Source organism: Pseudoalteromonas sp. KAN5, from assembly GCF_022846535.1.
GTDB classification, from domain to species: Bacteria; Pseudomonadota; Gammaproteobacteria; order Enterobacterales; family Alteromonadaceae; genus Pseudoalteromonas; species Pseudoalteromonas haloplanktis.
On record NZ_AP025589.1, the window covers coordinates 1,906,498 to 1,931,470 of the forward strand.

A 24,973-nucleotide genomic window follows, 5' to 3' on the forward strand; every position below is an offset into this window, starting at 1 on the left:
TTGCATGAATAAAGAAAAACGTTACGAAATACTCTCTCGCCTGCGCGAGCAAAATCCGCATCCTGAAACTGAGCTTGAATATTCAAGCCCGTTTGAGCTACTAGTAGCGGTAACACTATCAGCACAAGCCACCGATGTAGGTGTTAATAAAGCCACCCGTAAGCTCTTTCCCGTAGCCAATACGCCACAAGCCATTTTAGACTTAGGCCACGATACGCTGCGCGATTACATTAAAACCATCGGTTTGTTTAACTCTAAAGCCGCCAATGTGTACAAAATGTGCCAGATTTTAGTAGATAAACACAACAGCGAAGTTCCTGAAAACCGCGAAGCCTTAGAAGCCCTCCCTGGCGTTGGCCGTAAAACTGCAAACGTCGTACTCAACACCGCCTTCGGCTGGCCGACAATCGCGGTAGACACCCATATTGACCGCGTCTCCAATCGCACTAAATTTGCCATGGGTAAAAATGTTGTTGAAGTAGAAAAGAAGCTCGAAAAAGTAGTGCCTAAAGAATTTAAAGTCGATGTACACCATTGGCTCATTTTACATGGTCGTTATGTTTGTACAGCCCGCAAACCAAAATGTGGCAGTTGTATAATTGAAGACTTGTGTGAGTTTAAAGATAAAGTAGAGTAAGTTAGTGACTACTTTGAGCAATAAGCGGAAGTTCGCGAAACACGTTTTTGGACAAAAATGAGTTAGAGCCGAAGGACGGCTTTGTGCCAACTGCTGCCATTCAACAATAACTTAACAACATAAATTCAATTGTGAGAACGGACGTTAAACTAATTTTTGGAAAGAAATGTTTTAGAACAAGCGCTTCAATGTCTAAAATACCAATAGCGAACCTAATGGACATTACTCAAATCAACCAAGCTTAATATTGTGCTAAGTCCGATACGACTCAGCACACAGAACTAAAAATGTTGAATACAAAACTAAAAGCTGGAGAAGAGATATAACTCCTTATCTCAAAGGTATATCACGAGGTAAAGCGATACCTTCTTGATGTTCCTTTTTCATCTCTGAATCTAAATTGATTGCTAATGATAGATACATTATGGAGTTTCTGACTAACTTTATTAATGAAAATAGTCGAACTTCAAGGTCATCAACCGTTATATGAAGTGTATGAGAAGAAAGCTTTTGTTTTTCATATCGTTGAGAGTTTAAGCCCGCAAGTTTATCTTCAAGCTTTTTTTGCTTAGCCCTATTTTTTTGTTCTAAATCCTTGTTTTTCGACCTTCGAGCGTTTGCAATTTTCTGGTTTATTTCGTCTAACTTGGTTTCCAGTTCTGAATAACCACTATTGAAGCGCTCAGTTGATAGCTTATTTACGATATCGAAGTTAGTTATCAAGTGGTATGACTCTGCGTCAACAACAACCAAAGAGCGATGTTCCATAGCGTTTCTAATTTCGCTAAATTTTTCAGCACTCGGATTAATCCATTTTGAGACTGATTCAAACCCTTTTACATCTCTCAATTCTTGTAGGATAAAGAAAAGAGCATTGATGAAGTGGTTTTGACCACCTTCCAACTTCTCGTTTGGCTTCCAACTTTTACTATTGAGCTTTTGGAATAGCTTATCAATGTAGATCTTATTGTCTTTTGATATGTCATTCAAATCAAAGAAGCGGTGAATGAAATAAGCAATTTTATCGAAAAGGGAATATAGGATTTTGAATGCAGATTTCAAATGACTGACTTTTGCATATTCTCCCTAGCTTTGATCACCCAATGGCATTAACTTTGATCGCTTATTCTCATTAAGCTTTGATCACGAAAATTACTTGATAATGATCACTTTTGTGTTCTTAATAATTTTGCCGATCAAAGCTTAATGCCACTCGTTACCGAGTTCACGTTTTATCATTTTTGTAGGTATGTTAAACCGTTATCTAAATCGTTTGATGAGGATAACAATCATGTCAACAAGACCTATATCTATGAGTAAATTACAGGCTATTTTACGGCTGAAATATTCAGCTAAATTATCCCATCGAGAGATTGCCAGAAGCTTAAATATCTCCCCTGGTACCGTCGCTAATTACGTTAAAAAAGCCAATGAGTTAGGCTTAAACCAATGGCCGTTACCTGAAGATAAGCAACACGGTGCTTTTCTTAATACAAAAATCAGGGACTTCTCAACCCGTCAAAAAAGATACCCAACACCTGATTGGCTCGCTATCAACAGGGATTTAAAGCAGCATAAACATTTAACGTTGCAGTTAGTATTCGATGAATTACTTGAGAAAATCGGTGAGCCTTATTACAGCTACAGCCACTTCTGCCGCGCCTACCGGGAATGGTTGGGAAAACAACGGTTATCGATGCGTCAACATCATAAAGGTGGTGAAAAGCTGTTTGTGGATTATTGTGGCCCCACATTGACCATCACATGCCCTACAACGCAGAAGACACGGACTGCTCAAGTGTTTGTTGCCGTACTCGGCGCATCAAATTATACCTATGCTGAAGCAACGTATAGCCAACAACTTGAAGATTGGGTGATGAGTCATGCCCGTTGCTTTGCGTTTTTAGGCGGTGTACCAGCGCTTGTTATTCCCGATAATCTCAGAAGTGCTGTCAGTAAACCCTGTCGCTACGAGCCAGATTTAAACCCCACGTATCATCAATTAGCTGAGTATTTTAACGTCGCTGTCATACCTGCTAGACCTTATAAACCCAAAGATAAATCGAAGGCTGAAGTCGGTGTACAAATTGTTGAGCGTTGGATCATGGCACGTCTGCGTAACCAAACCTTCTACAGCTTAGCGCACCTAAATCAAGAAATAGCAAAGCTACTTGATGTAATGAACAATAAGGTTATGAAGCAATATCAACAGTCACGTAAACAGCTATTTGATAGGGTGGATAAAAGCGCATTAAAGCCATTGCCAGAAAAGCCCTATCACTATACACAAATTAAAACGGTGCGAGTACACATTGATTATCATGTTGAAATAGAAAAACATTATTACAGTGTGCCGTATCAATGGGTTAAGAAACAATTACGCGCACATATAACCAATCAGCTAGTACAGCTTTATCATGACGATACCTTAATCGCACAGCATCCGCGCTCACACCGTTTAGGTGGGCATACAACACAGTCTCATCATATGCCTCTGGCGCATCAAAAACAGCATGAGCAGTCACCGATAAATTTACGCTCATGGGCATTAAGTATCGGGGAGTATACCCACCAAGTTATTGAGTTACAGCTCAGTGGACGGCGTCACCCCGAGCATGCTTATCGCGCCTGTTTAGGGGTGTTGAGTTTAGCTAAAATCTATTCAAAAGAGCGGCTTGAGCAAGCGTGTTATCGCGCAATCGTGATGAATACGACCACACTCAAATCAATAAAGCAGATGCTGAAGAAAGGGTTGGATCAACAACCGTTACCCACACAGCAAACAGAGCCAGAAAAGCCAATTACACACAGCAACATACGTGGTACAGATTATTACCATTAAGGAATGAAAACATGATAGATACCATTAACCAGCAACTTCAACTACTCAAGTTATCGGGTATAAAGCAAGCACTCAAGCAGCAGCTTGAACAGCCAAATCTATATCAAGAACAAAGCTTTATAGAGCGCATCAGTTTATTGCTAACACATGAAATTGACTCGCGTGAGCAAAGAAAAATCGACCGACTCGTACGCCACGCTAAATTCCGCTTACCGGCTCAGTTAAATCAACTGATTTACTCGCCGACACGCAATATAGAAAAAGCACAGATACGTAACTTAAGCCAAAATAGCTGGCTGAACTTACACCAAAATATCTTAATCACTGGCGCAACAGGCTGTGGAAAAACCTACCTCGCATGTGCATTAGGGCATGAACACTGTTTGCAAGGAAAAAGTGTTTACTATATTCGATTGAAAGAACTACTTGAAAGCCTGTTTCTAGCACAAGCAGATGGCAGTTACCGGAAATTACTGGCGAAGCTAATAAAGTATGATCTACTGATTTTAGACGACTGGGGTCTTGAACCACTGAGTGCGCAACAACGAGGTGACTTACTCGAATTAATCGATGCGCGGTATGGATATAAATCACACATAATTATAAGCCAGCTCCCGCAGGAAAACTGGCATGAGATGATAGGAGAATCAACTCACGCTGACGCCATTTTAGATAGGCTAATTCATGGTTCGATTAAGTTGAACTTAAAAGGAGAATCGATACGAAAACAACTAAATAAATTGACTGATGATGATCAGTTAAGCTAATTTAAAAATGGCTCTACAAAATGATAAATCAGGTGATCAAAGCTGATGAGAATCGGTGATCAAAGTCATGAGAATACGCAACTTTCAAATTATCAATCGCACCACAACGAGTATCTACGTGCTGAAAGGTCTTGTTAGAGTAATGAATTTCATCATTTTCAATAGACATTGCTTGATACATTAAGTATCTCGCATAACAGTAATCATTTTTAATCTCATCGTAGTTTCCGTGATAAGTCAGTTCATCAGTTTCACTGAGTAAATCATTGAAGCGTTGAGTAAATGAAGATAAACCAAGTACATCTTGATAAACTATCTCAGACTTACATACATCATTTAAATCGTTGATAAATAGCCGATTATCAGCACACCATGATAAGTATTTCTTCTGTTTGTTAGATTCAAATTGCTCTTTAAATTCATCAAAATAGTTAAATGAATCATTTTCATAATTTTCGTGATACCAGCTTCTAAAATGATGAAGCCGTCCACCCTCATCAATTGGGATACGCTGTTCTGGTTCAAGCAACTCCTCAAAAGGTTTGAGTTCTTCTAACAGTTTCGCAGCAGTATAGTAATGATATTCTCTATGTCCTGAGTCATAGATAGAATCTGCTATAAACAGTTCATTTCGAGCCTTTGCAACGTAGGCAATCGGATTATTGTCTAATCGTATTGCTTCATCATAAAGTTCAATACAACATAATGCTCGCCCTTGTGAAGAAAGGTGATTGGCTAAGTTTGTACAGATCATTGATTTTAACCTTATGGTATTAGGTGAAACCTCAACGCTGTTTATCATTGCTAATGCTTTTCGATAGCAAACAGCTACTTTTACTATCTCTTGTGAGTACCACTTGGACGTTCGAGGGTGATATAAGGCAGAATAACAATTAGCCAATGCGTAATAGTATTGAGCTTCATAAAGTGCTGAATCGAACTGGTACTCATGTGCTTCGTGCTCATCTACGTAGACTTGCAGTTTTACTAAATCACCTGATAGCAGCAGGTCATCTGCTTTTAGTAAAAACTCTACCAACTGTTCATACTTCATCCTAAACCCTTACCTAAAATATCAGCTCTCATATTGCACCTTAACTTAATGAATTTCATCTTAAATTTTCAATAATCCGTCCAACTTTTCATTCTTTTCTTTTGGTATAAAAAGTAAATGAAACATAGCTTTACCTATTCTAAATGCACTAATAACATATAAATATTCTAAGGTTGAACAACTAAGCAGTGTGCAACGCTACAAAAACTTACCACTGCACTTAAGGCTCTTTATAGATTTCTTAATGGAATTTACTGAAACATAAACTGGACACTTCACTTTGGCCGAAGTTTAACGTTGCTAGCACGCAGTGGGGCAATGGTGAGCCAGCGCTGAACTGGCTGACTCGAAGGTGGAAAAAACTATTAAATCATGCGGCATCACTAAGACGGAGGCTTTCGTAATAGTCTTCCGCCAGAGCGGTCATTTTGAACTCAGCATCTACTCCAGCGATTTTCTCAACGGCATCTTTAATTTCCTCTAGATCGACACTGAAGAACTCCTTACGAAGGTTAATTGCATTAACACGTTGAGAATGGAATTCACGATGCAAAGCTGTTTCGAGTGCAGGTGCATCATCAGTATAAATCATGGCATGTACGTCAAATGGGAATGGTACACTGGCATCACCAAGCTCTTTAACTCTGTCCATTGGCTCAAGCCTGCGTGTTAAGCCTATCTTGTAAACATCTTCTCCAAAGGAACCAATGTTACTTATCACGTACACATGGCCCTTACGAGTTTGTTCCGCCATACTCTTGGCACGTTCTTCTTTGGCTTCAGCTTCGGCTAATTGCTGCTCTAGAATGGCTATTCTTTGTTCCATTTCACTACGTTCTTGTTCATTAGCTTGAGCAAGCTCTTGCTGAGCTTTATCAAGAAGGCTTCGATACATTTTTTCTTCTTTCTCAGCTTCAGCAATAGCTTTTTCAAACTCCTTTATTGCTCTCTGCTCTTCACGAATTTGCTCTTTGATGAGCTTCTGCTCGGCAATTTCTTCCTGCTTCTTCAGGGTATATTGATACTGAAGCTTACATTCTTCAAATTTTAGTTCGATGTAGTCAATATCAAAGCCACACTCCATTGTCGCAGCTGACTTTTCTAGATTGTTTGCTAGTTTCTCAATTCGCTCCAGCGTACGACCAAATGAGCTTGGAGAAACCTTGCCAATAAGCATGTCACATTCAATATTGAACGCAGTTAGCATTAGCTTAACTTGACCATTGAGGATTTTTTTATTCAAAGACTTATCATTAGAAATAACGGTCGTTTCTGGGAAGGTGACTGCGGTCTTAGCTTTAATCATGTCTTTTTGTTGCTGCCGTATGTCTTTGATCTCTTCAGAATAGCGAGTTGATGTTTCGTAGAGATATTGTGGCATTTCAAAATGGCCATGAGCAGTATATTCATCGAGTCGTGAATACAAGTCTATCCCACCCATTAGCTCGTTCAGATCCTGTTCGCTCTTTTCAATATTGGCATTAAGTTCATTTAGAGCGTTTTGGGCTGCGTCAAGAGACTGTTGCTGCTCTAGAATACTAACTTTAAGAGAGTCATCTTGTCCTTTCAAAGCTTGTAGGTCGGCAGTTTCAGCGTTAATTTTGGAAAGCGCCTGCTTTGCTATCTCAGTAGTTTTCTGTAGTGATTCATTTGCTTTCTTTAATGTCTCGTGCTCTACTTTGGCTTTCGTTAACGCTTCATCAATTGACTTGTACTGTCCAACTTTTTTATCCGCAGAGCGTTTCGCCACTATATAGGTCAGCAAAACTGCTAACAAAGATATGCCTGCTAATATTAGTAAATTACTATCCATTGTTTACTTTAAAACCTCTTGTATGAATTGTTTTCTAAGGGCGGCTCGTTCTTCGCAGCGGTCTTGGTACTCTTCATTTGCATTTGATAGCGCATTTTTAAATGCTTGCTTTGCTGCGGATTGTTGCTGTCTTACTTGCCGCTGTAGTTCTCGCTGAGCTTCACGCACACCTCTTTCATGCTCTCTAAGTGCTTGAGCTTCAGCACGTTGCCGAGCTTTCTCTCTACGCTGAGCTTCGCGGGTGGCTTGTTTGTTGGCTCTATCTATAGCTTTAACAACCTTTATAGCCGTCCTTAAACCATTTCCTCGTCTGGCCAATGCATTTCTCCTTTAAGCAAATCAGAATTATGCTTCCGATGCTAGCACAACAAAATTGTAAGGGTTACATTGAAATCAAATAGATTGCATAAAGTCTATAGCTACGAGAGCACTAAGGTTTAAAATATCTATGTTTCTCAAGGCAGATTAGCCCCCTTGATTTGGGTTAGAAAAAATATTCCAAATGATAGTATGGAGAGTAATGGCTCATACAGTCGCTGACTCATTTTGGGGCAGAAGTGAGTTAGAGCCGACTATATATGGCACAAATCAGCCTAGCCTTGTGCAATTAGACACATTTTAAATCTACCTTTATTACCCTCCGGTTAGCCCTGTAGCAGTAGACACTCACATCGACCGCATATCAAATCGTACCAAATTTGCGATAGGAAAAATGTGGTTGCGGTTGAACAAAAACTTGAAAAAGTGATCCCTAAAGTATTTAAAGTGACGTGCATCACTGGCTTATTCTTCACGGCGTTATACCTGTGTGGCGCGTAAGCCAAAATGCATAGTTGTATTATTAAAGGTTTATGTGAGTTTAAGGATAAAGCTGCTCAGATAAATATCAAAACCTGTCGAGTATACTTAACAAGCGCGTTCGTGAAATAGCGCATTTAATCAAACATTTTCAAACTATTAATTTCACAAGTGTCAATCCTTTAGTTATGCTGTTGAGCATCATGAAATTTTATTGCGGGAATTCCTATGCTACCTTTACTTCGTATCTTGTTGATTGAGCAAGACCCTACCACCTTACAAGAGCTTTCGACTAATCTGTCGAAAACGATCCCTAATTTTGAGCGCAATGATATTCATATCGATATTATTGAACGCCTCGAGCTCAAGCAAGCGCTGGAGTCTGTAGAGGAAGATGGTGATATTCAAGCTGTGGTACTCAGTTGGGATCTAAGTAACAAAGTTGGTGAACGCACGTATAGTCGCTTTATTGAGCAATTAAAGGGGATCCGTCTTGAGTTGCCGGTTTATGTTATCGGTGACGACACCAAAGGCCTAGAAATAGTTAACGAGTCTGAGGAGATTGAGTCATTCTTTTTTAAAGATGAAGTGATTTCTGACCCAGAAGCGATTTTAGGTTATATGATCAACGACTTTGATGACCGCTCAGAAACCCCGTTTTGGACTGCATATCGTCGTTATGTTGGCGAATCGAACGATTCATGGCATACACCAGGTCACAGCGGTGGCTCTAGTTTTAGAAACTCCCCTTATATTAAAGATTTTTATCAATTTTATGGCCGTAATGTATTTGTTGGCGACTTGTCGGTTTCGGTCGATTCGTTAGGCTCATTGTCAGATAGCACCAATACCATTGGCCGTGCGCAAGAGTCAGCAGCGGCGACGTTTGAAGTCAAGCATACCTATTTCGTAACTAACGGCTCATCAACTTCAAATAAAATCATCTTACAGACGCTGCTGCGCAAGGGCGATAAAGTGATCATCGACCGCAATTGCCATAAGTCTGTACATTATGGCATCTTGCAATCTGCTAGTTTCCCTATTTATTTGTCGAGTATTTTAAATCCTAAATATGGCATCTTTGCGCCACCGTCGTTGGCCGACATTAAACAAGCGATTGAACAAAATACCGATGCGAAGCTGCTAGTTTTAACTGGTTGTACTTACGATGGCCTACTTAGCGACTTAAAACAAGTAGTAGAATTTGCCCATCAACACGGTATTAAAGTGTTTATCGACGAAGCTTGGTTTGCTTACTCTCTTTTTCACCCCAGCCTCCGCCATTATTCAGCCATTCATGCTGGCGCTGATTATGTCACGCATTCAGCGCATAAGGTGGTCTCAGCGTTCTCTCAGGCGTCTTATATTCATGTTAACGACCCTGATTTCGATGCCGATTTCTTTCGCGAAATTTACAGTATCTACGCCAGTACATCACCAAAGTATCAGCTTATCGCGTCTCTAGACGTGTGCCAAAAGCAGTTGGAGATGGAAGGCTATAAGCTACTCAATGCCTTGTTAAACCATGTAGCAGAGTTTAAACAACAAATGGCCTCGCTCAAGCATATTAAAGTACTTGGTAAGCAAGACTTTATGAATATATTTCCACACTTTAGTGGCGATAACATGGGCCACGATCCGCTTAAAATTCTCATCGACATCAGTGAATTACCTTATTCGTTAAAAGATATTCATAAATTCCTGCTCGATGAAATTGGCTTAGAAATAGAAAAATACACGCATAGCACCATTTTAGTTCTACTGACACTTGGCGGGACGCGTTCGAAGATCATTCGTCTGTATAACGCGCTTAAGAAACTCGATAGCGGTAAAGTGAAATTAGCAACATCAATGAGGCGCTCTCGCTTACCAGAGAATTTACCAGCCATAGATTTGGCTTGTATTCCAAGTGATGCGTTTTATGGCGAGCGTGAATCGGTGCCTATTAGCAAAAGCAACAACCGCATCTGTGCCGGTTTAGTGACGCCCTACCCTCCGGGCATTCCACTGTTGGTTCCAGGCCAACATATCACTGAAGAACACATTGAGTATCTAAAAGAGTTAGCTGGACAAGGCTTGACGATTCAAGGCAGTTTTGATGGTGAGATCTATGTACTTAAGGGCAAGGTTAAAAAGTAAAGCGATTCAATAATGACAATAGCAGCAATGTCCATGGCATTGCTGCTAAGCGTGTAATTGCGCGAGTTATATTTAAAGGTTAGGTTACTAAAACGTTGAGGACTAAACAGGAAGTGCAGTAATGCAACTAAAAAATAAAAAAGCACTCACATTAATGCGCATTGCGGCACTAATTATCACCTTCTCAAGTATATACTTTTTTGCGCCTTGGAAATTTGCTTTATATTACTTATCCCCTTTACCTGCAACCGTTCAAGCGCAGACGATTGAAGCTATCGAGCAAGGGGTTGATGGCATTATTGTGTATGTTCATAAGCAAGGACAACAACCGGAGTATTTTGCGCAGGGTTGGCATAATCGAGAGCAAAAAATACCCGCTTACCCTAGTGCACTTTTTAAAATTGGCAGTATCCGAAAGTTATATGATGCAGCGGCTTTAACTAAGCTTACCGCCGCTGGACGTATTGATGTGGATAAAACACTGGCCGATTACATGCCGTCGTTAATTGGCCGTGTTGAAAACGCAGATAAAATAACATTGCGAATGATGGTAAAGCATCGCAGTGGTATTCCCAATTATACAGACACAGATAACTTTGATTGGTCAATTACATACCCTGATCCGCTGGCATTAGTACTCGATAGACCCGCTGACTTTAGCCCGAATACTGATTACGGCTATTCAAATACGAATTATTTGTTGCTCAGAAGGATCATGTCTAATGTACTAGGTTATGATCATAACCTATTTATTAAAGATGAAATTTTAACGCCACTGGGCCTAACGCATACGTTTTCATCAGTGCATGAAATCAATTTAGCAGATTTGATGAGTGGCTATTATGTAGGTTATAAAAATGATTTTAAAGCACTCGATCAAGGCTATGTGGCAACAGCACACGATGTGGGTGACTTTATTATTGCTTTAAACAAAGGCACTTTTTTCAACGCACAAGAGCAAGCTTTATATGCTTCACTTTACGAATATGAGCACACTGGTTGGGTGTTAGGTTATTCAAGCATCGCTCGCTTTTACAAGGATATCGACACAGTTGTAGTGCAGTTTATAAATACTAACGGTAATGATACTGTGATGCTCACCGAAATAATTTATAATCGGATTATTGATATTTTAACAGCGCAGCAATAGTCACAAAGTAGCTGCGCTCTTAAGAATTATGTGAATTTAAAGCAAAATCAAGGGGATTTAAATGCGTTTACTACACACCATGCTACGGGTTGCTGATCTAGATAAATCAATTGCGTTTTACACGCAAGTACTGGGCATGAAAGAGCTACGCCGCGCGGACAACGAAGAATACCGTTACACACTCGCCTTTGTAGGCTACGGCGATGAAAAAGACAGCACGGTATTAGAGCTGACTTACAACTGGGATACCAACAGCTACGATTTAGGCAATGCTTATGGTCATATTGCTATTGAGTTTGATGATATCTATAAAGCCTGTGCAGATATCAAAGCCGCAGGGGGCAATGTTAGCCGTGAGCCCGGCCCTGTAAAAGGCGGCACCACAGAAATCGCCTTTGTAAAAGATCCCGATGGCTATGCAATTGAACTGATCCAGAAAAAAGACAACAACCAGTTTTAACTGCATGAGACTGTAATGATGAAAGGTGCCTAAACCAAGGCACTTTTTTGAAATGACTTAATCTAATGTTTTCTTAAAGCGCATTGCTGCTACCAGCAGCCCGATTACTGTAAAAGCAAATAACCACAGTAAATCCATAGCCATATTTAGAAGCTCAACATCTCTGAGTACAATACCACGAATTAGTCGCATAAAGTGCGTTGCAGGTAAACACTGCGCAATCCACTGCGCAGCAATCGGCATTCCCTCATAAGGAAACATAAAACCAGATAACAAAATTGACGGTAATAAAATAAATACGGTCATTTGCATTGCTTGTAATTGGTTTTTAGCGATTGTTGAAAGCACTAAACCAAGTACTAAACTGGCACAAATAAAAAGCAAAGTAGCTAGGGCTAGCGCGGCTAAATTCCCCCCAAATGGAATGTTAAACAGTATGTGCCCCATACCTAAAATAATAAACAACTGCACAAAACCAATAAATACATAAGGGATCACTTTTCCTAGCATCAGTTCTAATGAGCTCAAGGGCAATGTAATTAATAACTCCATATTACCGCGTTCTTGTTCTCGCACTATCGCTGCAGAGGTGAACATTATCATGGTCATCGTTAATAAAACTGCGACTAAACCGGGAACAATATTAACAGCAGTTCGTTGTTCAGGGTTATAAAATAAGGTTACTTCAAACGTCGGGAAAGTACGATTGGCGGGTTTATCTAAAAGCTCGTTTAATGGCATCATTCGTAGTGCCTTGATACTTGATGCGATTACCGTATCCGAGCCATCAACAAGCCACTGCGCTATTGGCCGAGTTACTGTTTCACTTACTGACTCTGGTAAGCCAAGCCCAACGCTTGGGTGTTGTACTAAGCGATTATCAACATCTTTAGGAATAAACAAAACGGCCCGTACCTTCGCACTGGCTATCGCTCGTTGTGCCTGTTCCAAGCTAGTAAATTGCTGCGTAAAATTCACCACATTAGTGGCTTGCACAGTTTGTATCAATACTCGGCTTAACGCGGTTTGACTGTGATCTACAACTCCCACAGGAATATCTTTCACATTGGTATTTATGGCATAGCCGAATAACATTAATTGAATAAGCGGGATCATCACCACCATGCCAAACGTCATTTTATCGCGTTTTAGTTGCAATAACTCTTTGTTGAATATAGCAAATACCCGCCATAGTGAAGCCCTCATTGTCTACCCTGCCCGGTGCAGGTGACAAACACATCTTCTAAACTGGGTCGTACCTGATGAAGTTGCCAATCTCTGTTAACAAATTTTTGAGTACGCAGAAACTCTAATGGCTGCGAAATATCTTTACGCACTAATACTCTTAATTGTGCGCCTAATTGTGTAGCAGAAAGTACTTCGGGTAAGTTTGCTAAGTCACTTTTCAACTGCCGCGTTTGTGCACCCGACACTTCAATGACATGTGCATCCATGTCTGCCATAAGTTGCTTTGGTGTACCATCAGCACGTTTTACGCCAGCTTCCAGAATGGCCAGTTTATGGCAACGCTCTGCTTCGTCCATATAATGCGTGGTGACTAAAATGGTGGTGCCTGTACTACTCAAATCAAACAATGTTTCCCAAAAATCACGACGGTTTTGTGGGTCAACTGCTGATGTAGGTTCATCTAAAAATAGAATTTGCGGCTTATTCATCACCGCAGCCGCTAACGATAAGCGTTGCCGCTGCCCACCACTCATACTCGCTGCTAGTTGCGTGGCCCGTTCATCTAAGCCATATAAATGTAACAGTTCATCAATGCGAGTACGACGCTCTGCACTAGAGAATGAGTATAAGCTGGCGATAAAATTTAAATTTTCATACACGGTAAGATCGCCGTATAAAGAAAACTTTTGGGTCATATAACCAAGTTTAGTTCGTAATTGCTCTGCATCACGGGGGAGTTGTAAACCCAGTACTTCAATGTGTCCATTTGTCGGTTGTAGTAACCCTGTAAGCATGCGTATTGCGGTTGTTTTACCACAGCCATTAGGGCCTAAAAAGCCATATATCTGGCCTTTTTCAACTGCAAGATCTAATTGGTCGATTGCTTTTAGATCACCAAAGTATTTGTCGAGTTGTGTCGCTTTGATCACGCACTGCGTCATGGCAAAATCACTTGCGCAGGTACACCACTTGCAAGCTCGACTGCCGACTTATCTAATTGCACTTCGGCTAAATACATCAAGCGTGCACGTTCTTCTTGGTTCAGTGCATAATACGGCGTAAAAGCGGGCTCACTTGAGATCCACGTTAACTCACCTGTGAACTGTTGGTTAAGACCATCAACCGTTACGCTCAGTGCCATCCCTTTTTTTAATTTAACCCTGTATGGTTCAGGTATATACACCCGCGCATAAGGCGCGCCCGATGCTAATACAATTGCCACTGGGCTACCTTTGGTTACTCGCTCACCAATATTCCACGGTAAATTATCTAAATAACCATCACGAGTGGCAGTAATTGTTAAATCATCAAGTTGCTTTTGTTGTGCTTTTAGTTCAGCAATACTGGCTTGCAGTTGCGCTTTTGCTATTTGAATATCTTCAATGCGGGCACCATTGGCCAGTTCGTTTAACTGCTGTTGTGCACTTTCTAAATTAGCTGAGTTTTCATCTTTGTTGGCGATAGCTCTGTCCAACGTTTCTTGACTGGCAAGCTTATCTTTAACGAGTAATTTAGCGCGTTGAAAATTCGCTTCACTTTGCGTTAGTGCAGCTTTGGCTGCCGCTACTTTAGCATTGGCTGCAGCAACTTCTTCTACCCGCGCGCCATTGAGTACTTTATCGAGATTTGCTTGTGCTTGTTGTCGTTGTGCATCTGCTTTATCAACCAAAGCTTGCTGTAATACTGAATCAAATTGCGCAATCACTTGGCCTTGTTTGACAACTTGCCCACTGATAACAGGTAACGCAATTAATACTTCACTGCTTGTTGCTGGGTGGATCACTCGCTCACGTTCTAAAGTGCCTAAGGCAATATTTGAGTCTTGATCATTACAGGCTGATAAAAATAATAGACTGATTAATAAAAGTAACAAACGATGGAGTAACATGATAATTCCCTTAACATTGTAAACTAACTATAGATTAATGTGCGTTCAACCTCCATCAGAGAAAAGACTAAATTTAGGTTTTAAGCGGCTGTTAAGCCGCTTAAAACTGCTGCTTAAAGTGTGTAATCAACTACTTTCATACCTAACTTTTCAAGCTCGGGTTTAAGTGATTTTGCATCACCTACTACTACATATACCATGTCTTTGGTATTGAGGTGCTTTGCAGCCAAGGCGTTAATTTCTTCTTTACTGATTGTACTGACTATTTCATTGCGCTCTTTGACAAAACTAGGCTGTAAATCATGTTCAAGGATTTGCGCTAAAAAGCTTAGCTTGGCATTTGGTGTTTCGTATTTTAACGCATCTTTTTGGTTAATTGCTTTACGCATGAAGCTTAGTTCATCATCGCTTATTCCATTTTGCGCATAGTTATTTAGCTCTTTGGTAAATTCAACAATAGACGCGGCGGTAGAATCCGCACGCACAGCTGCTGATGCGGTAAAGCCACCAGAAGTTGCATCTCCCCAAAAACTGGTGCGTGCTCCGTATGTGTAACCTTTGTCTTCACGCAGGTTTAAATTTATACGGCTGTTAAAGTTACCACCTAATGCGAAGTTCATTAAGTTTGCTTTAAAGAACTCACCGGTAATATCTTCTATCATATCGCGCTTACCGATACGGATTTCTGATTGCGGCGCATCTGGTTTATCTACAAGGTAGATGACATTACTTGCGACCTTTGGTTCTTCAAAATGGGCTGAAGGCGCTGGCGCTTTACCTTCCCAGTTATCAAGGGTTGCGGCTACTTTTGCTTGTAGTGCTTGCTGTTCTAAATCAGACACTACAATAACTTCACTGCCTTGCGGTTTAAAGTTTGAGTTATAAAAACCTTTCACATCATCTAGGCTGATCGCTTCGATACTGGCAAGAGTTCCCCCATTTGGTAGTGCTGCAATACTATCGCCATACAATAATTGACTGTAAGCATTACTCGCCAAATACCCAGCATCTTTTAGAGCATGCTGGATATTTTGAATACTTTGTTGTTTATTACGGTTAAAGTCTTCTTCACTGAAAGCCGGGTTAAAGAGTTTTTCTTCAACCAATGCCAATGTCGCATCAAGGTTTTTAGTTAAACTTGATACAAAGATATTAGTATGTGTGCTGTTTGCAGAAATGCGAATATTGCTGCCTAATTTTTCAAGCGCGCCACTCATTTGTTCTGTGGTGTAGTTTTGCGTTGATTCACTGAGCATCGCTGCGGTTGTAGCAGCTAACCCCACTTTTTCAGCTTGTTCACTGTATTGCCCACCAGGCACTTTGATTAATATGGACGTAGTAGGTGTTTCGATACTTTGGGTTCCAAGCACAGCAATACCGTTTGCTGTTGTTGTCTGCCACAATGTAGGTACTTCTACAGCAGGGTTAACACCCGCTGTAGGCTGTTTACTGCGGTCAAAAGTATCAACAGCTTTACGAGCAACTAAATCATCAGCACTGGTTGTTGAAGGGCCACCAAAGTCATGCGAAATGGGTGTGAAGTTATCTTCTGCCGCAATCAGCTGACGTTGGCCCTCAGGCACAACACTCATTATCACTGCCGCTTTGCCTTTCACATATTGATTAAATACACGCATCACATCTGCTTTCGTAACACTATTGTAGCGCGCAAGATCATCCTGAATAAAATTAGGGTTACCTGTAAAAGTTTCAAATGCAGCTAACTGAGAAACTTTCCCTGCTACACTTTGTAAGCCAAAAATAGCGCCTGACTCAATTTTAGCTTTGACTTTATCTAAGTCATCTTGTGTTACGCCACGTTGCTCAAACTCAGTAAACGAATCTCGAACAATTTTTTCAATGTCTGCTAGGGTTTTCCCTGAGGCAGGGTTCGGTAAGGCATAAATACTTAATGAGCACGCCAGCTCACGACACGGATGACTAACACCCGCTTGAACTGCAAGCTGTGTTTTAACCAAGTTTTTATAAAGTAATGAGTTATTACCACCACCAATGATCTCAGCGAGGATATCAAGTGGTGCTTCATCTGCAGCACGTGCATAAGTAGTTGGAAAATTCATACTTAGCAGAGGCAAATGAACTTTATCTTCCATTGAAATATAACGGTCAGCCTCAAGGGTCACTGCAACTTTTTCGGCATCAACAACTTCTGGCCCACGTGGGATGGGGGCAAAGTATTTACTTACTAATGGTAAGACATCTTCAGCGTTAATGTCGCCACCAATAGTGATCGTTGCATTGTTTGGACCATACCAGCGTAAAAAGAATGCTTTTAAATCATTTACATTTACGCGATTTAAATCATCCATAAACCCAATCACTGGCCAAGAGTATGGGTGACCATCTGGGTAAAGTGCCTGAGACACTCGCTCGTTTAAGCGGCCATATGGGCGGTTATCAACTCGCTGACCACGTTCATTTTTAACTGTTTCACGTTGTACTTCAAATTTTTCTTGGGTTACTGCATCGAGTAAAAAGCCCATACGGTCAGCTTCTAACCACAACATTTTTTCTAGTTGGTTTACCGGCACAGTTTCAAAGTAATTAGTGCGGTCTGAATTAGTAGTTCCATTGAGTGTTCCACCCGCTTCAGTAATAATTTTAAAGTGCTCTTCATCAGCAACATTTTCTGAGCCTTGAAACATCATGTGTTCAAAAAAGTGGGCAAAACCAGATTTACCTAGTTCTTCACGGGCAGATCCAACATGATATGTGACATCTACATGCACTAAAGGGTCTGAGTGGTCTTCATGCACAATAACGGTAAGGCCGTTATCTAATTGATATTTTTTATAGGGGATACTGATCTCAGCAGCATTCGCCGCAACTGATTCAATTAAAGTAATACCTGGATAGGCAGACTGTACCGCACTCGCTTTTTCGTTGGTATTATTTACTGAGCTATTACTACAAGCAGCTAAACCTGTTGTCAGTAGTACCGCAACGGCTATTTTTGTTAATTTCATTTTATCATCCATTTTTTAATAACCCATTGAGTTTATGGCTTTATTAAAAATGGAACAAGCGCAGCAAAATAAACAATTGCAGCAATTTGTAACTAAGTGTGAACGGTCAGCGGTCAGCGGTCAGCGGTCAGCGGTCAGCGGTCAGCGGTCAGCGGTCAGCGGTCAGCGGTCAGCGGTCAGCGGTCAGCGGTCAGCGGTCAGCGGTCAGCGGTCAGCGGTCAGCGGTCAGCGGTCAGCGGTCAGCGGTCAGCGGTCAGAAAATTTTAACTTATCTTGGATTACAGTAAAGATTTAGATGTGATTATTTTATAAATAATGAAGATAACTATGAAATGTTATTTAGCACTGTTAATTTTTAAGAGTTAGCACTCTTGATAACATGCGAATAGAAAGTCCGGCATTACACTGCTTTATACATTACTTAAAATAAGTAAGTGGCGTCCCCAAGGGGATTCGAACCCCTGTTACCGCCGTGAAAGGGCGGTGTCCTAGGCCTCTAGACGATGGGGACACAGAAATGTGTCACTAGGACAACTGAATAGTTAAACTCGATTCAGACGAGCTTCTTAATAACACTGCACTTTCCTATTAAAAAATAAGTAAGTGGCGTCCCCAAGGGGATTCGAACCCCTGTTACCGCCGTGAAAGGGCGGTGTCCTAGGCCTCTAGACGATGGGGACACAGAAATGTGTCACTAGGACAACTGAATAGTTAAACTCGATTCAGACGAGCTTCTTAATAACACTGCACTTTCCTATTAAAAAATAAGTAAGTGGCGTCCCCAAGGGGATTCGAACCCCTGTTACCGCCGTGAAAGGGCGGTGTCCTAGGCCTCTAGACGATGGGGACACAGAAATGTGTCACTAGGACAACTGAATAGTTAAACTCGATTCAGACGAGCTTCTTAATAACACTGCACTTTCCTATTAAAAAATAAGTAAGTGGCGTCCCCAAGGGGATTCGAACCCCTGTTACCGCCGTGAAAGGGCGGTGTCCTAGGCCTCTAGACGATGGGGACACAGAAATGTGTCACTAGGACAACTGAATAGTTAAACTCGATTCAGACGAGCTTCTTAATAACACTGCACTTTCCTATTAAAAAATAAGTAAGTGGCGTCCCCAAGGGGATTCGAACCCCTGTTACCGCCGTGAAAGGGCGGTGTCCTAGGCCTCTAGACGATGGGGACACAGAAATGTGTCACTAGGACAATTGATTAGTTAGACTCACATCCTGAGCTGTTAAGGTAATTGCGATTAATACAAATTAAGACTCGAGCCTAATTTGTTCGCTATTTTCTCGGTTAAACCGCCTTTAACTAAAAAGTTAAGTGGCGTCCCCAAGGGGATTCGAACCCCTGTTACCGCCGTGAAAGGGCGGTGTCCTAGGCCTCTAGACGATGGGGACACAGAAAACTGCTACCCTAGGACAAACACTTAAACAAATTGGTGGAGCTATGCGGGATCGAACCGCAGACCTCTTCGCTGCCAGCGAAGCGCTCTCCCAGCTGAGCTATAGCCCCAACTTATTATTTTGCTAAACAGTTACGCAGTTAAAGCGTGCTGTGTATCGCTGAGTGCGGGGCGCATTCTATGCAGCCACCCAAATAATGTCAACATTTTTTTCAGTAACTTTATTCAAATGGTTTATTTTTCAGCAAACTGAATAACGAATAAACCACACTGTTTAAAATACGCGCAAAGCCACTGTTTCGAAACAGAATTTGAAGCTAAAACGGAAAAACAAAGTTACCTTGATTGTTTAAGCTGCTCTGATCAGCAGAGTAATATGTTATACATTTATATGCAAAATAAAGTGACTGTGTTTTTGTACTTTTTAGCCATTAAGTGTCAGGCAATTATTAGAGAATATAAATAAAGGATAGCTTCCCTACCCTAATACGTTTTAGTTAATGTTGTTTCTTATTTTCTTTTATGAGTAAACAGAACTGCCAAAATGCTTTCAGTAATATTCGCCAGCCCAGATTAAGCATAAACAGCTTTAATACGCTTCTAGTTAACAACTAAGAAAGCTAATGCTCAAAAACACAGGAACTCAGCAGAGAACTATTTTCACACAGAGATTGAAATAGCACGTCATAAAATACATAAACTGATTTTACTTATGTAATAAACACAGTGAATTGACTATAAAACAATCTCAATACAGGTTCGTTGATTATAAAAGCTGCATCTAAAACATTTTTACTCATTCAAGTGTTGACACATTTACAACTCTATCTATAATAGCGCCCCACAACAACGCAGCAATGAGTTGTTATTCAGATGTGGGTGATTAGCTCAGTTGGGAGAGCATCGCCCTTACAAGGCGAGGGTCACTGGTTCAAGTCCAGTATCACCCACCACTTTAATTTAAAGTGTTACGCATCTGATATTCTATCCGGGTCGTTAGCTCAGTTGGGAGAGCATCGCCCTTACAAGGCGAGGGTCACTGGTTCAAGTCCAGTACGACCCACCATTCTTAGAATGGTGAGAATATAATATAAGTTTATATGTGGGTGATTAGCTCAGTTGGGAGAGCATCGCCCTTACAAGGCGAGGGTCACTGGTTCAAGTCCAGTATCACCCACCACATATAAAATCTATTATATTAATTGTAATATGGGTCACGAACTCAGTTACAAAAAAGAGAGCATCACCGCTATTTACAAGTAACGGCGAGGGTCACTGGTTAAAGTCCAGTACTATTATTTTTAATAGTCACGTTTTAAAGTTGTAATATGGGTCGTTAGCTCAGTTGGGAGAGCATCGCCCTTACAAGGCGAGGGTCACTGGTTCAAGTCCAGTACGACCCACCATTCTTAGAATGGTGAGAATATAATATAAGTTTATATGTGGGTGATTAGCTCAGTTGGGAGAGCATCGCCCTTACAAGGCGAGGGTCACTGGTTCAAGTCCAGTATCACCCACCACATATAAAATCTATTATATTAACTGTAATATGGGTCACGAACTCAGTTACAAGAAAAGAGAGCATCACCGCTATTTACAAACGGCGAGGTTCACTGGTTAAAGTCCAGTACTATTTTTTAATAGTCACGTTTTAAAGTTGTAATATGGGTCGTTAGCTCAGTTGCAAGAAAAGAGAGCATCACCGCTATTTACAAGTAACGGCGAGGGTCACTGGTTAAAGTCCAGTACTATTATTTTTAATAGTCACGTTTTAAAGTTGTAATATGGGTCGTTAGCTCAGTTGCAAGAAAAGAGAGCATCACCGCTATTTACAAGTAACGGCGAGGGTCACTGGTTAAAGTCCAGTACTATTATTTTTAATAGTCACGTTTTAAAGTTGTAATATGGGTCGTTAGCTCAGTTGGGAGAGCATCGCCCTTACAAGGCGAGGGTCACTGGTTCAAGTCCAGTACGACCCACCATTCTTAGAATGGTGAGAATATAATATAAGTTTATATGTGGGTGATTAGCTCAGTTGGGAGAGCATCGCCCTTACAAGGCGAGGGTCACTGGTTCAAGTCCAGTATCACCCACCACATATAAATCCTTTCGTAAAATCAGTCCGTTAGCTTAGTTACTAAAAAAAGCATCACCGCCATTTACAAGTAAGCGCGAAGGTCACTGATTCAAGTCCAGTATTACCCACCACATATAAATCCTTTCGTAAAATCAGTCCGTTAGCTTAGTTACTAAAAAAAGCATCACCGCCATTTACAAGTAAGGGCGAAGGTCACCGGTTCAAGTCCAGTATCACCCACCACATATAAATCCTTTCGTAAAATCAGTTCGTTAGCTTAGTTACTAAAAAAGAGCATCACCGCCATTTACAAGTAAGGGCGAAGGTCACTGGTTCAAGTCCAGTATCACTCACCACATATAAAACACCTTAATAATCCTATTAATAGTAGAACTTCTAAACTCGCAAACTCTTTACAAACATCAACCTATTTAAATATTTTCTTTAATAGATAATTATAGCAATCACATTTTATTGATGATCGAATTAAATTTGGTTGCGGTATTAAATTTTAAATTCCCTTGTCAGCGACTAGACTGTTTATTATAGTCTCTGATACGTTCATGTGGTCACAAGTCTAATGCCAGCAAAGATTTTTTCTAATGCCAAAATATTAATAGTGGAAGAGCAACCTCTTGCCCAAAGCTATATGAAACAATCGCTCGAAAAACTAGGCTTTCGGCAGTTACGCTTTGCTGAGCATGCTAATTCAGCTAAAGAGCAGTGTCTCACAGAACAATTTGACCTCATTGTGTGCTCGTTTAATCTGAGTAAAAATCAAGATGGCTATCAGCTATATGAAGAGCTACGGGTAAAACGCCTAATAAAACATTCTACCGGCTTTATTTTCATTTCTGCTGAAACTAGCGGCTCGCTTGTTCATAGCGTTTTAGAGCTGCAGCCTGACGACTTTTTAGTCAAACCTTTTACAGTATATGATCTCAAGACACGTATAGAACGAATTTTACTACGTAAGAATAACCTCCAAACAATATACAACTTCATTGACGATGGTAATGACTCAAAAGCATTAAAAGAGATCAACACTGCGCTTGATAAAAAAGGCAATGCTTATAGTGCGATCTTATTACGTTTAAAAGGCGATGCCCTACTTCGCTTAAAACGTGCTGATGTTGCAAAGGATTTTTTTAAGTCCGTATTAGATATTCAGAAGTTCGCTTGGGCCAAAGTTGGATTAGTGGAAGCGTTAATTGCAAATAATGAGCACATTCTTGCACAAAGAATGCTCAAGACAATGCTGCAGCGTCATGAAACACGATTAGTTGCACTGGATTTACTTGGTAAGTTAGAAATCAAACTGAATCAATTTGAGTTAGCTCAAGATTTTTTAAGCCAAGCAGTTGATATTGCACCACGAAATATAGAGCGTCAAAAGTCACTGAGCCATGTTTCCTTGATCAACCACGACTATGAAAAGAATTATATTACGCGAAAAGACATCGCTAATTTTGCTAAGCACTCAATCCACGATCACCCTGATGTGTATTTAAATGCAGCGCGTGCAGGTATTGACTTTGCTCTTACAACAGATCAAAGCGACCAAATTCAACGTATTTCTAGACAAACAAATAAATATTTAACAGACTTAAAAAGCCAGTTTCCTAATAGCCATAATCAAGCACAGATTGATGTTTTAAATGCCCGCCTGCACTACCTAAAGGACGAGCATCAAAAAGCCAAAATGCTGATCGAACAGCTTGATGATGACGATAATCATATTCGCTCGGTGGATGGCGCACTTGATAAAGCAAAAGCATTTCATGAGCTGGGGTTTCATCATAAAGCGCAATCACTGTTCAGCCAGATTATCAGCCATTGTGAGCGTCACCCAACGGTCAGTGATCCTATCTATTTACGGTATATTCAACAGCAACAAAGCGAGCGCCGCGATATAAAAATGGGGCCGAAAGAACTAAACAACCATGCTGTGACTCAGTTTAATCGTGGCCAATTAAATACCGCGCTTGAAGCCTTTACTCAAGCATTTAGGATCATGCCTCGTAACCCCAGCATTGCATTAAATTTATTACAATGTCTATTTGATAGTAACAAGCAAAATGGCCACACATTAAATCTAGTAATGGCAAAAAAATGCTATGCGCTTCTCAATTCAACATCATTAGATAATGAGCAACAGCAACGCTTCAATAAAATAGTTATGCAAGCGACAGCAATGGGACTGACGCTTGCCAGTTTAGAAGAGCCAGATAAAAAAAATAAACAATTATAATAACGTTAGCTAAATTTAGTTACTTTGTATGAGTAATTTAAGTTACAGCTTTTGCAATGATACAGCGTTAATACAATACCGTAAGCCACTTGGCATTGGGCCATCAGGGAATACATGCCCCAAATGCGCATCACACACATTGCACACCGTTTCTATTCGTTGCATGCCGTGGCTTTTATCACTGTTATACGCGATTGAATTAACTTGCGCAGGTTGAGTAAACGATGGCCAACCAGTGCCACTGTCAAACTTCTCATCGCCATCAAACAGTAAGTTATCACAGCATATACAGGCGTACTTACCTGGTTCAAACAAAGTGCAGCTGTCAGAGCTGTGCGGACGCTCAGTGCCTTTATTGCGAGTAACATAAAAAGCTTCTTCGCTTAATTGTTCTCGCCATTGTTGCTCTGTTTTGACGACTTTGCGGCTCGGCTCTGGGTTGCCATTTGTGGCAAAGTTTAAAATATCATTCCAATTCAACATAACTGACCTCATTGACTAAGATGGGCTAATTTACTGTAATCTACATTATCACGGTATCGCGCTAATAGCATTGCGAGCTTAGGGTTTATTCGCACTTCACAAAAGGGTTTGTTTGGGTTTGAAAAATAATAATTCTGATACTGACTTGGTGAGTGTTTAAACTCCCCTGCGCTGAACACTTGCGTGATCAAAGGAGCAAGATAATCAGCCTGCTTTAAATTTAAGCCCTGTAACGCAGCATCATATTGCTCGTCGCTATAAACATAAATAGCCGAACGGTACTTATTACGCATACTGTGAGTACTGGTCGCGCTGTGGGTATCAATGTGAATAGCGATTAAATCAATCAGACTGATTTTTTCTGGATCAAAGTAAAGCCTTATTGCTTCGCTAAATTGACTACCTTGCTCTGTCGTTTTAAACCAGCCTTGCTCCACCTTAACAACCCCTTTTAGTGCACTAAAAATCGCCTCCGTACACCAATGACAGCTACCACCAAGGCCAACTTGCTGCTGCATGCTATACCTCCTACGGTTTTATTGTTGAACTAACTAATACCGTGGTAATCAAGGTTTAATTTCATACGATGGTAATTGACAGCTTTTCATGTTCTGTAAAAAGGCTATTAAAGTAATCTAAAAGTTCAGCTTGAGAAGCAGGTAAGCCTATCGTGCATTGCTGCTGTTCGCTGGAAAAAATAGTGCATTGGTCATCCCGACACTGTATTTTCTCAATACTATCAATTACCAACCACTGTGGGCCATGAACCCTGTCGAAAAATCCTGACAAAGTAAACAATAAAAGGTGCTGTTGCTCTCGCTGAATAAATTTATCTAAAGGATTACGTGCTTTAAAGAGTAGCGTAAGGCGATAACAACATGAACTAAATACAAACAGCCATAAAGCAATTAAAAATATGAACCAAGCCTGTTGTAATAACTCAGTAAATACACTCAACAATACTAATACTACACCAAAGCAACCGACGATCAGCGCCAATCGTTTATTAATTGCTTGCATTGCAGCTCC

General features: G+C 40.6%; 19 protein-coding genes, 14 tRNA genes and 1 pseudogene. 16 read left to right on the forward strand and 18 right to left on the reverse strand.

Going from position 1 to position 24,973, the window contains the following annotated elements; translation table 11 throughout:
• Positions 1-4: 4 nt before the first annotated feature.
• Positions 5-637: an endonuclease III gene (nth, locus tag KAN5_RS08405; RefSeq protein WP_244390903.1), complete on the forward strand. Its 633-nt coding sequence runs from the start codon at positions 5-7 to the stop codon at positions 635-637.
• A gap of 330 nt (positions 638-967) precedes the next feature.
• Here nth and KAN5_RS08410 read toward each other — a convergent pair whose 3' ends face one another.
• On the reverse strand, positions 968-1,699 hold the full coding sequence (locus KAN5_RS08410) for an LA2681 family HEPN domain-containing protein (protein WP_244390904.1): 732 nt from the start codon (positions 1,697-1,699) through the stop codon (positions 968-970).
• Positions 1,700-1,928: 229 nt separating this feature from the next.
• On the opposite strand from KAN5_RS08410, the gene istA reads away from it, so the two are divergent.
• Both istA and istB read left to right on the forward strand, forming a co-directional pair.
• Positions 1,929-3,479 carry an IS21 family transposase gene (gene istA / locus KAN5_RS08415; protein ID WP_029216306.1) on the forward strand — a complete coding sequence of 517 codons (1,551 nt, stop codon included), beginning with the start codon at positions 1,929-1,931 and terminating at the stop codon, positions 3,477-3,479.
• A gap of 11 nt (positions 3,480-3,490) precedes the next feature.
• The gene (gene istB, locus KAN5_RS08420) at positions 3,491-4,246 is read left to right on the forward strand and encodes an IS21-like element helper ATPase IstB (protein ID WP_016710687.1); all 756 of its coding nucleotides are present in this window, start codon (positions 3,491-3,493) and stop codon (positions 4,244-4,246) included.
• Positions 4,247-4,274: 28 nt separating this feature from the next.
• Here istB and KAN5_RS08425 read toward each other — a convergent pair whose 3' ends face one another.
• The 3 genes from KAN5_RS08425 to KAN5_RS08435 form a co-directional block, all read right to left on the reverse strand.
• Entirely contained in the window at positions 4,275-5,300 is a 1,026-nt protein-coding gene (locus tag KAN5_RS08425) for an LA2681 family HEPN domain-containing protein (protein ID WP_244390905.1), read from the reverse strand.
• Between the two features lie 370 nt (positions 5,301-5,670).
• Positions 5,671-7,113, reverse strand: a complete 1,443-nt coding sequence (locus tag KAN5_RS08430; RefSeq protein ID WP_244390906.1) for a DUF4041 domain-containing protein — start codon at positions 7,111-7,113, stop codon at positions 5,671-5,673.
• Between the two features lie 3 nt (positions 7,114-7,116).
• Positions 7,117-7,431, reverse strand: coding sequence for a hypothetical protein (locus KAN5_RS08435; RefSeq protein ID WP_138534034.1), 315 nt, complete (start codon positions 7,429-7,431; stop codon positions 7,117-7,119).
• A gap of 334 nt (positions 7,432-7,765) precedes the next feature.
• Between KAN5_RS08435 and KAN5_RS08440 the strand changes: the two are divergent.
• The 4 genes and pseudogenes from KAN5_RS08440 to gloA form a co-directional block, all read left to right on the forward strand.
• A pseudogene (locus KAN5_RS08440) lies at positions 7,766-8,043 on the forward strand (hypothetical protein); the annotation flags it as partial.
• A 96-nt stretch (positions 8,044-8,139) separates the two neighbouring features.
• Positions 8,140-10,050 (forward strand): aminotransferase class V-fold PLP-dependent enzyme, encoded by a 1,911-nt coding sequence (locus KAN5_RS08445; protein ID WP_016707863.1) that lies wholly within the window; start codon positions 8,140-8,142, stop codon positions 10,048-10,050.
• 121 nt (positions 10,051-10,171) lie between these two features.
• Positions 10,172-11,200 (forward strand): serine hydrolase domain-containing protein, encoded by a 1,029-nt coding sequence (locus tag KAN5_RS08450; RefSeq protein ID WP_244390907.1) that lies wholly within the window; start codon positions 10,172-10,174, stop codon positions 11,198-11,200.
• Between the two features lie 61 nt (positions 11,201-11,261).
• The gene (gene gloA, locus KAN5_RS08455) at positions 11,262-11,660 is read left to right on the forward strand and encodes a lactoylglutathione lyase (RefSeq protein WP_016707865.1); all 399 of its coding nucleotides are present in this window, start codon (positions 11,262-11,264) and stop codon (positions 11,658-11,660) included.
• Positions 11,661-11,717: 57 nt separating this feature from the next.
• On the opposite strand, the gene KAN5_RS08460 is transcribed toward gloA, so the two are convergent.
• From KAN5_RS08460 to KAN5_RS08475, 4 genes are all read right to left on the reverse strand, one after another.
• Positions 11,718-12,866 (reverse strand): ABC transporter permease, encoded by a 1,149-nt coding sequence (locus KAN5_RS08460; RefSeq protein ID WP_244390908.1) that lies wholly within the window; start codon positions 12,864-12,866, stop codon positions 11,718-11,720.
• A complete protein-coding gene (locus tag KAN5_RS08465; RefSeq protein WP_244390909.1) occupies positions 12,863-13,789 on the reverse strand; it encodes an ABC transporter ATP-binding protein in 927 nt (308 codons plus the stop codon). The genes KAN5_RS08460 and KAN5_RS08465 overlap by 4 nt, the downstream gene beginning before the upstream one ends.
• Complete coding sequence (locus tag KAN5_RS08470; protein WP_016707868.1) at positions 13,786-14,736, reverse strand: HlyD family efflux transporter periplasmic adaptor subunit; 951 nt, start codon at positions 14,734-14,736, stop codon at positions 13,786-13,788. The genes KAN5_RS08465 and KAN5_RS08470 overlap by 4 nt, the downstream gene beginning before the upstream one ends.
• Before the next feature lie 113 nt (positions 14,737-14,849).
• The gene (locus tag KAN5_RS08475; protein WP_244390910.1) at positions 14,850-17,723 is read right to left on the reverse strand and encodes a pitrilysin family protein; all 2,874 of its coding nucleotides are present in this window, start codon (positions 17,721-17,723) and stop codon (positions 14,850-14,852) included.
• A 98-nt stretch (positions 17,724-17,821) separates the two neighbouring features.
• Here KAN5_RS08475 and KAN5_RS17560 point away from each other — a divergent pair, with 98 nt between their 5' ends.
• Complete coding sequence (locus tag KAN5_RS17560; protein ID WP_347881515.1) at positions 17,822-18,010, forward strand: hypothetical protein; 189 nt, start codon at positions 17,822-17,824, stop codon at positions 18,008-18,010.
• A gap of 148 nt (positions 18,011-18,158) precedes the next feature.
• Here KAN5_RS17560 and KAN5_RS08480 read toward each other — a convergent pair.
• The 7 genes from KAN5_RS08480 to KAN5_RS08510 all read right to left on the reverse strand — a co-directional run bounded on the left by KAN5_RS08480 (position 18,159) and on the right by KAN5_RS08510 (position 19,243).
• Positions 18,159-18,234, reverse strand: a tRNA-Glu gene (locus KAN5_RS08480).
• Between the two features lie 93 nt (positions 18,235-18,327).
• A tRNA-Glu gene (locus KAN5_RS08485) sits at positions 18,328-18,403 on the reverse strand.
• A 93-nt stretch (positions 18,404-18,496) separates the two neighbouring features.
• A tRNA-Glu gene (locus tag KAN5_RS08490) sits at positions 18,497-18,572 on the reverse strand.
• 93 nt (positions 18,573-18,665) lie between these two features.
• A tRNA-Glu gene (locus tag KAN5_RS08495) sits at positions 18,666-18,741 on the reverse strand.
• A 93-nt stretch (positions 18,742-18,834) separates the two neighbouring features.
• Positions 18,835-18,910, reverse strand: a tRNA-Glu gene (locus tag KAN5_RS08500).
• 142 nt (positions 18,911-19,052) lie between these two features.
• Positions 19,053-19,128, reverse strand: a tRNA-Glu gene (locus KAN5_RS08505).
• A gap of 39 nt (positions 19,129-19,167) precedes the next feature.
• Positions 19,168-19,243 (reverse strand) — tRNA-Ala (locus tag KAN5_RS08510).
• A gap of 767 nt (positions 19,244-20,010) precedes the next feature.
• Between KAN5_RS08510 and KAN5_RS08515 the strand changes: the two genes are divergently transcribed.
• The 8 genes from KAN5_RS08515 to KAN5_RS08550 all read left to right on the forward strand — a co-directional run bounded on the left by KAN5_RS08515 (position 20,011) and on the right by KAN5_RS08550 (position 23,461).
• Positions 20,011-20,086, forward strand: a tRNA-Val gene (locus tag KAN5_RS08515).
• Positions 20,087-20,123: 37 nt separating this feature from the next.
• Positions 20,124-20,199 (forward strand) — tRNA-Val (locus tag KAN5_RS08520).
• Positions 20,200-20,237: 38 nt separating this feature from the next.
• Positions 20,238-20,313, forward strand: a tRNA-Val gene (locus KAN5_RS08525).
• Between the two features lie 150 nt (positions 20,314-20,463).
• A tRNA-Val gene (locus KAN5_RS08530) sits at positions 20,464-20,539 on the forward strand.
• A gap of 38 nt (positions 20,540-20,577) precedes the next feature.
• Positions 20,578-20,653 (forward strand) — tRNA-Val (locus KAN5_RS08535).
• A gap of 386 nt (positions 20,654-21,039) precedes the next feature.
• Positions 21,040-21,115, forward strand: a tRNA-Val gene (locus KAN5_RS08540).
• A 38-nt stretch (positions 21,116-21,153) separates the two neighbouring features.
• Positions 21,154-21,229 (forward strand) — tRNA-Val (locus KAN5_RS08545).
• A gap of 561 nt (positions 21,230-21,790) precedes the next feature.
• On the forward strand, positions 21,791-23,461 hold the full coding sequence (locus tag KAN5_RS08550; RefSeq protein ID WP_016707871.1) for a tetratricopeptide repeat-containing response regulator: 1,671 nt from the start codon (positions 21,791-21,793) through the stop codon (positions 23,459-23,461).
• A gap of 42 nt (positions 23,462-23,503) precedes the next feature.
• On the opposite strand, the gene msrB is transcribed toward KAN5_RS08550, so the two are convergent.
• From msrB to KAN5_RS08565, 3 genes are all read right to left on the reverse strand, one after another.
• Entirely contained in the window at positions 23,504-23,944 is a 441-nt protein-coding gene (msrB, locus tag KAN5_RS08555; RefSeq protein WP_016707872.1) for a peptide-methionine (R)-S-oxide reductase MsrB, read from the reverse strand.
• A gap of 8 nt (positions 23,945-23,952) precedes the next feature.
• Positions 23,953-24,462, reverse strand: a complete 510-nt coding sequence (locus KAN5_RS08560; protein ID WP_016707873.1) for a peptide-methionine (S)-S-oxide reductase — start codon at positions 24,460-24,462, stop codon at positions 23,953-23,955.
• A gap of 61 nt (positions 24,463-24,523) precedes the next feature.
• Positions 24,524-24,964, reverse strand: coding sequence for a hypothetical protein (locus KAN5_RS08565; RefSeq protein ID WP_016707874.1), 441 nt, complete (start codon positions 24,962-24,964; stop codon positions 24,524-24,526).
• Positions 24,965-24,973 lie beyond the last annotated feature (9 nt).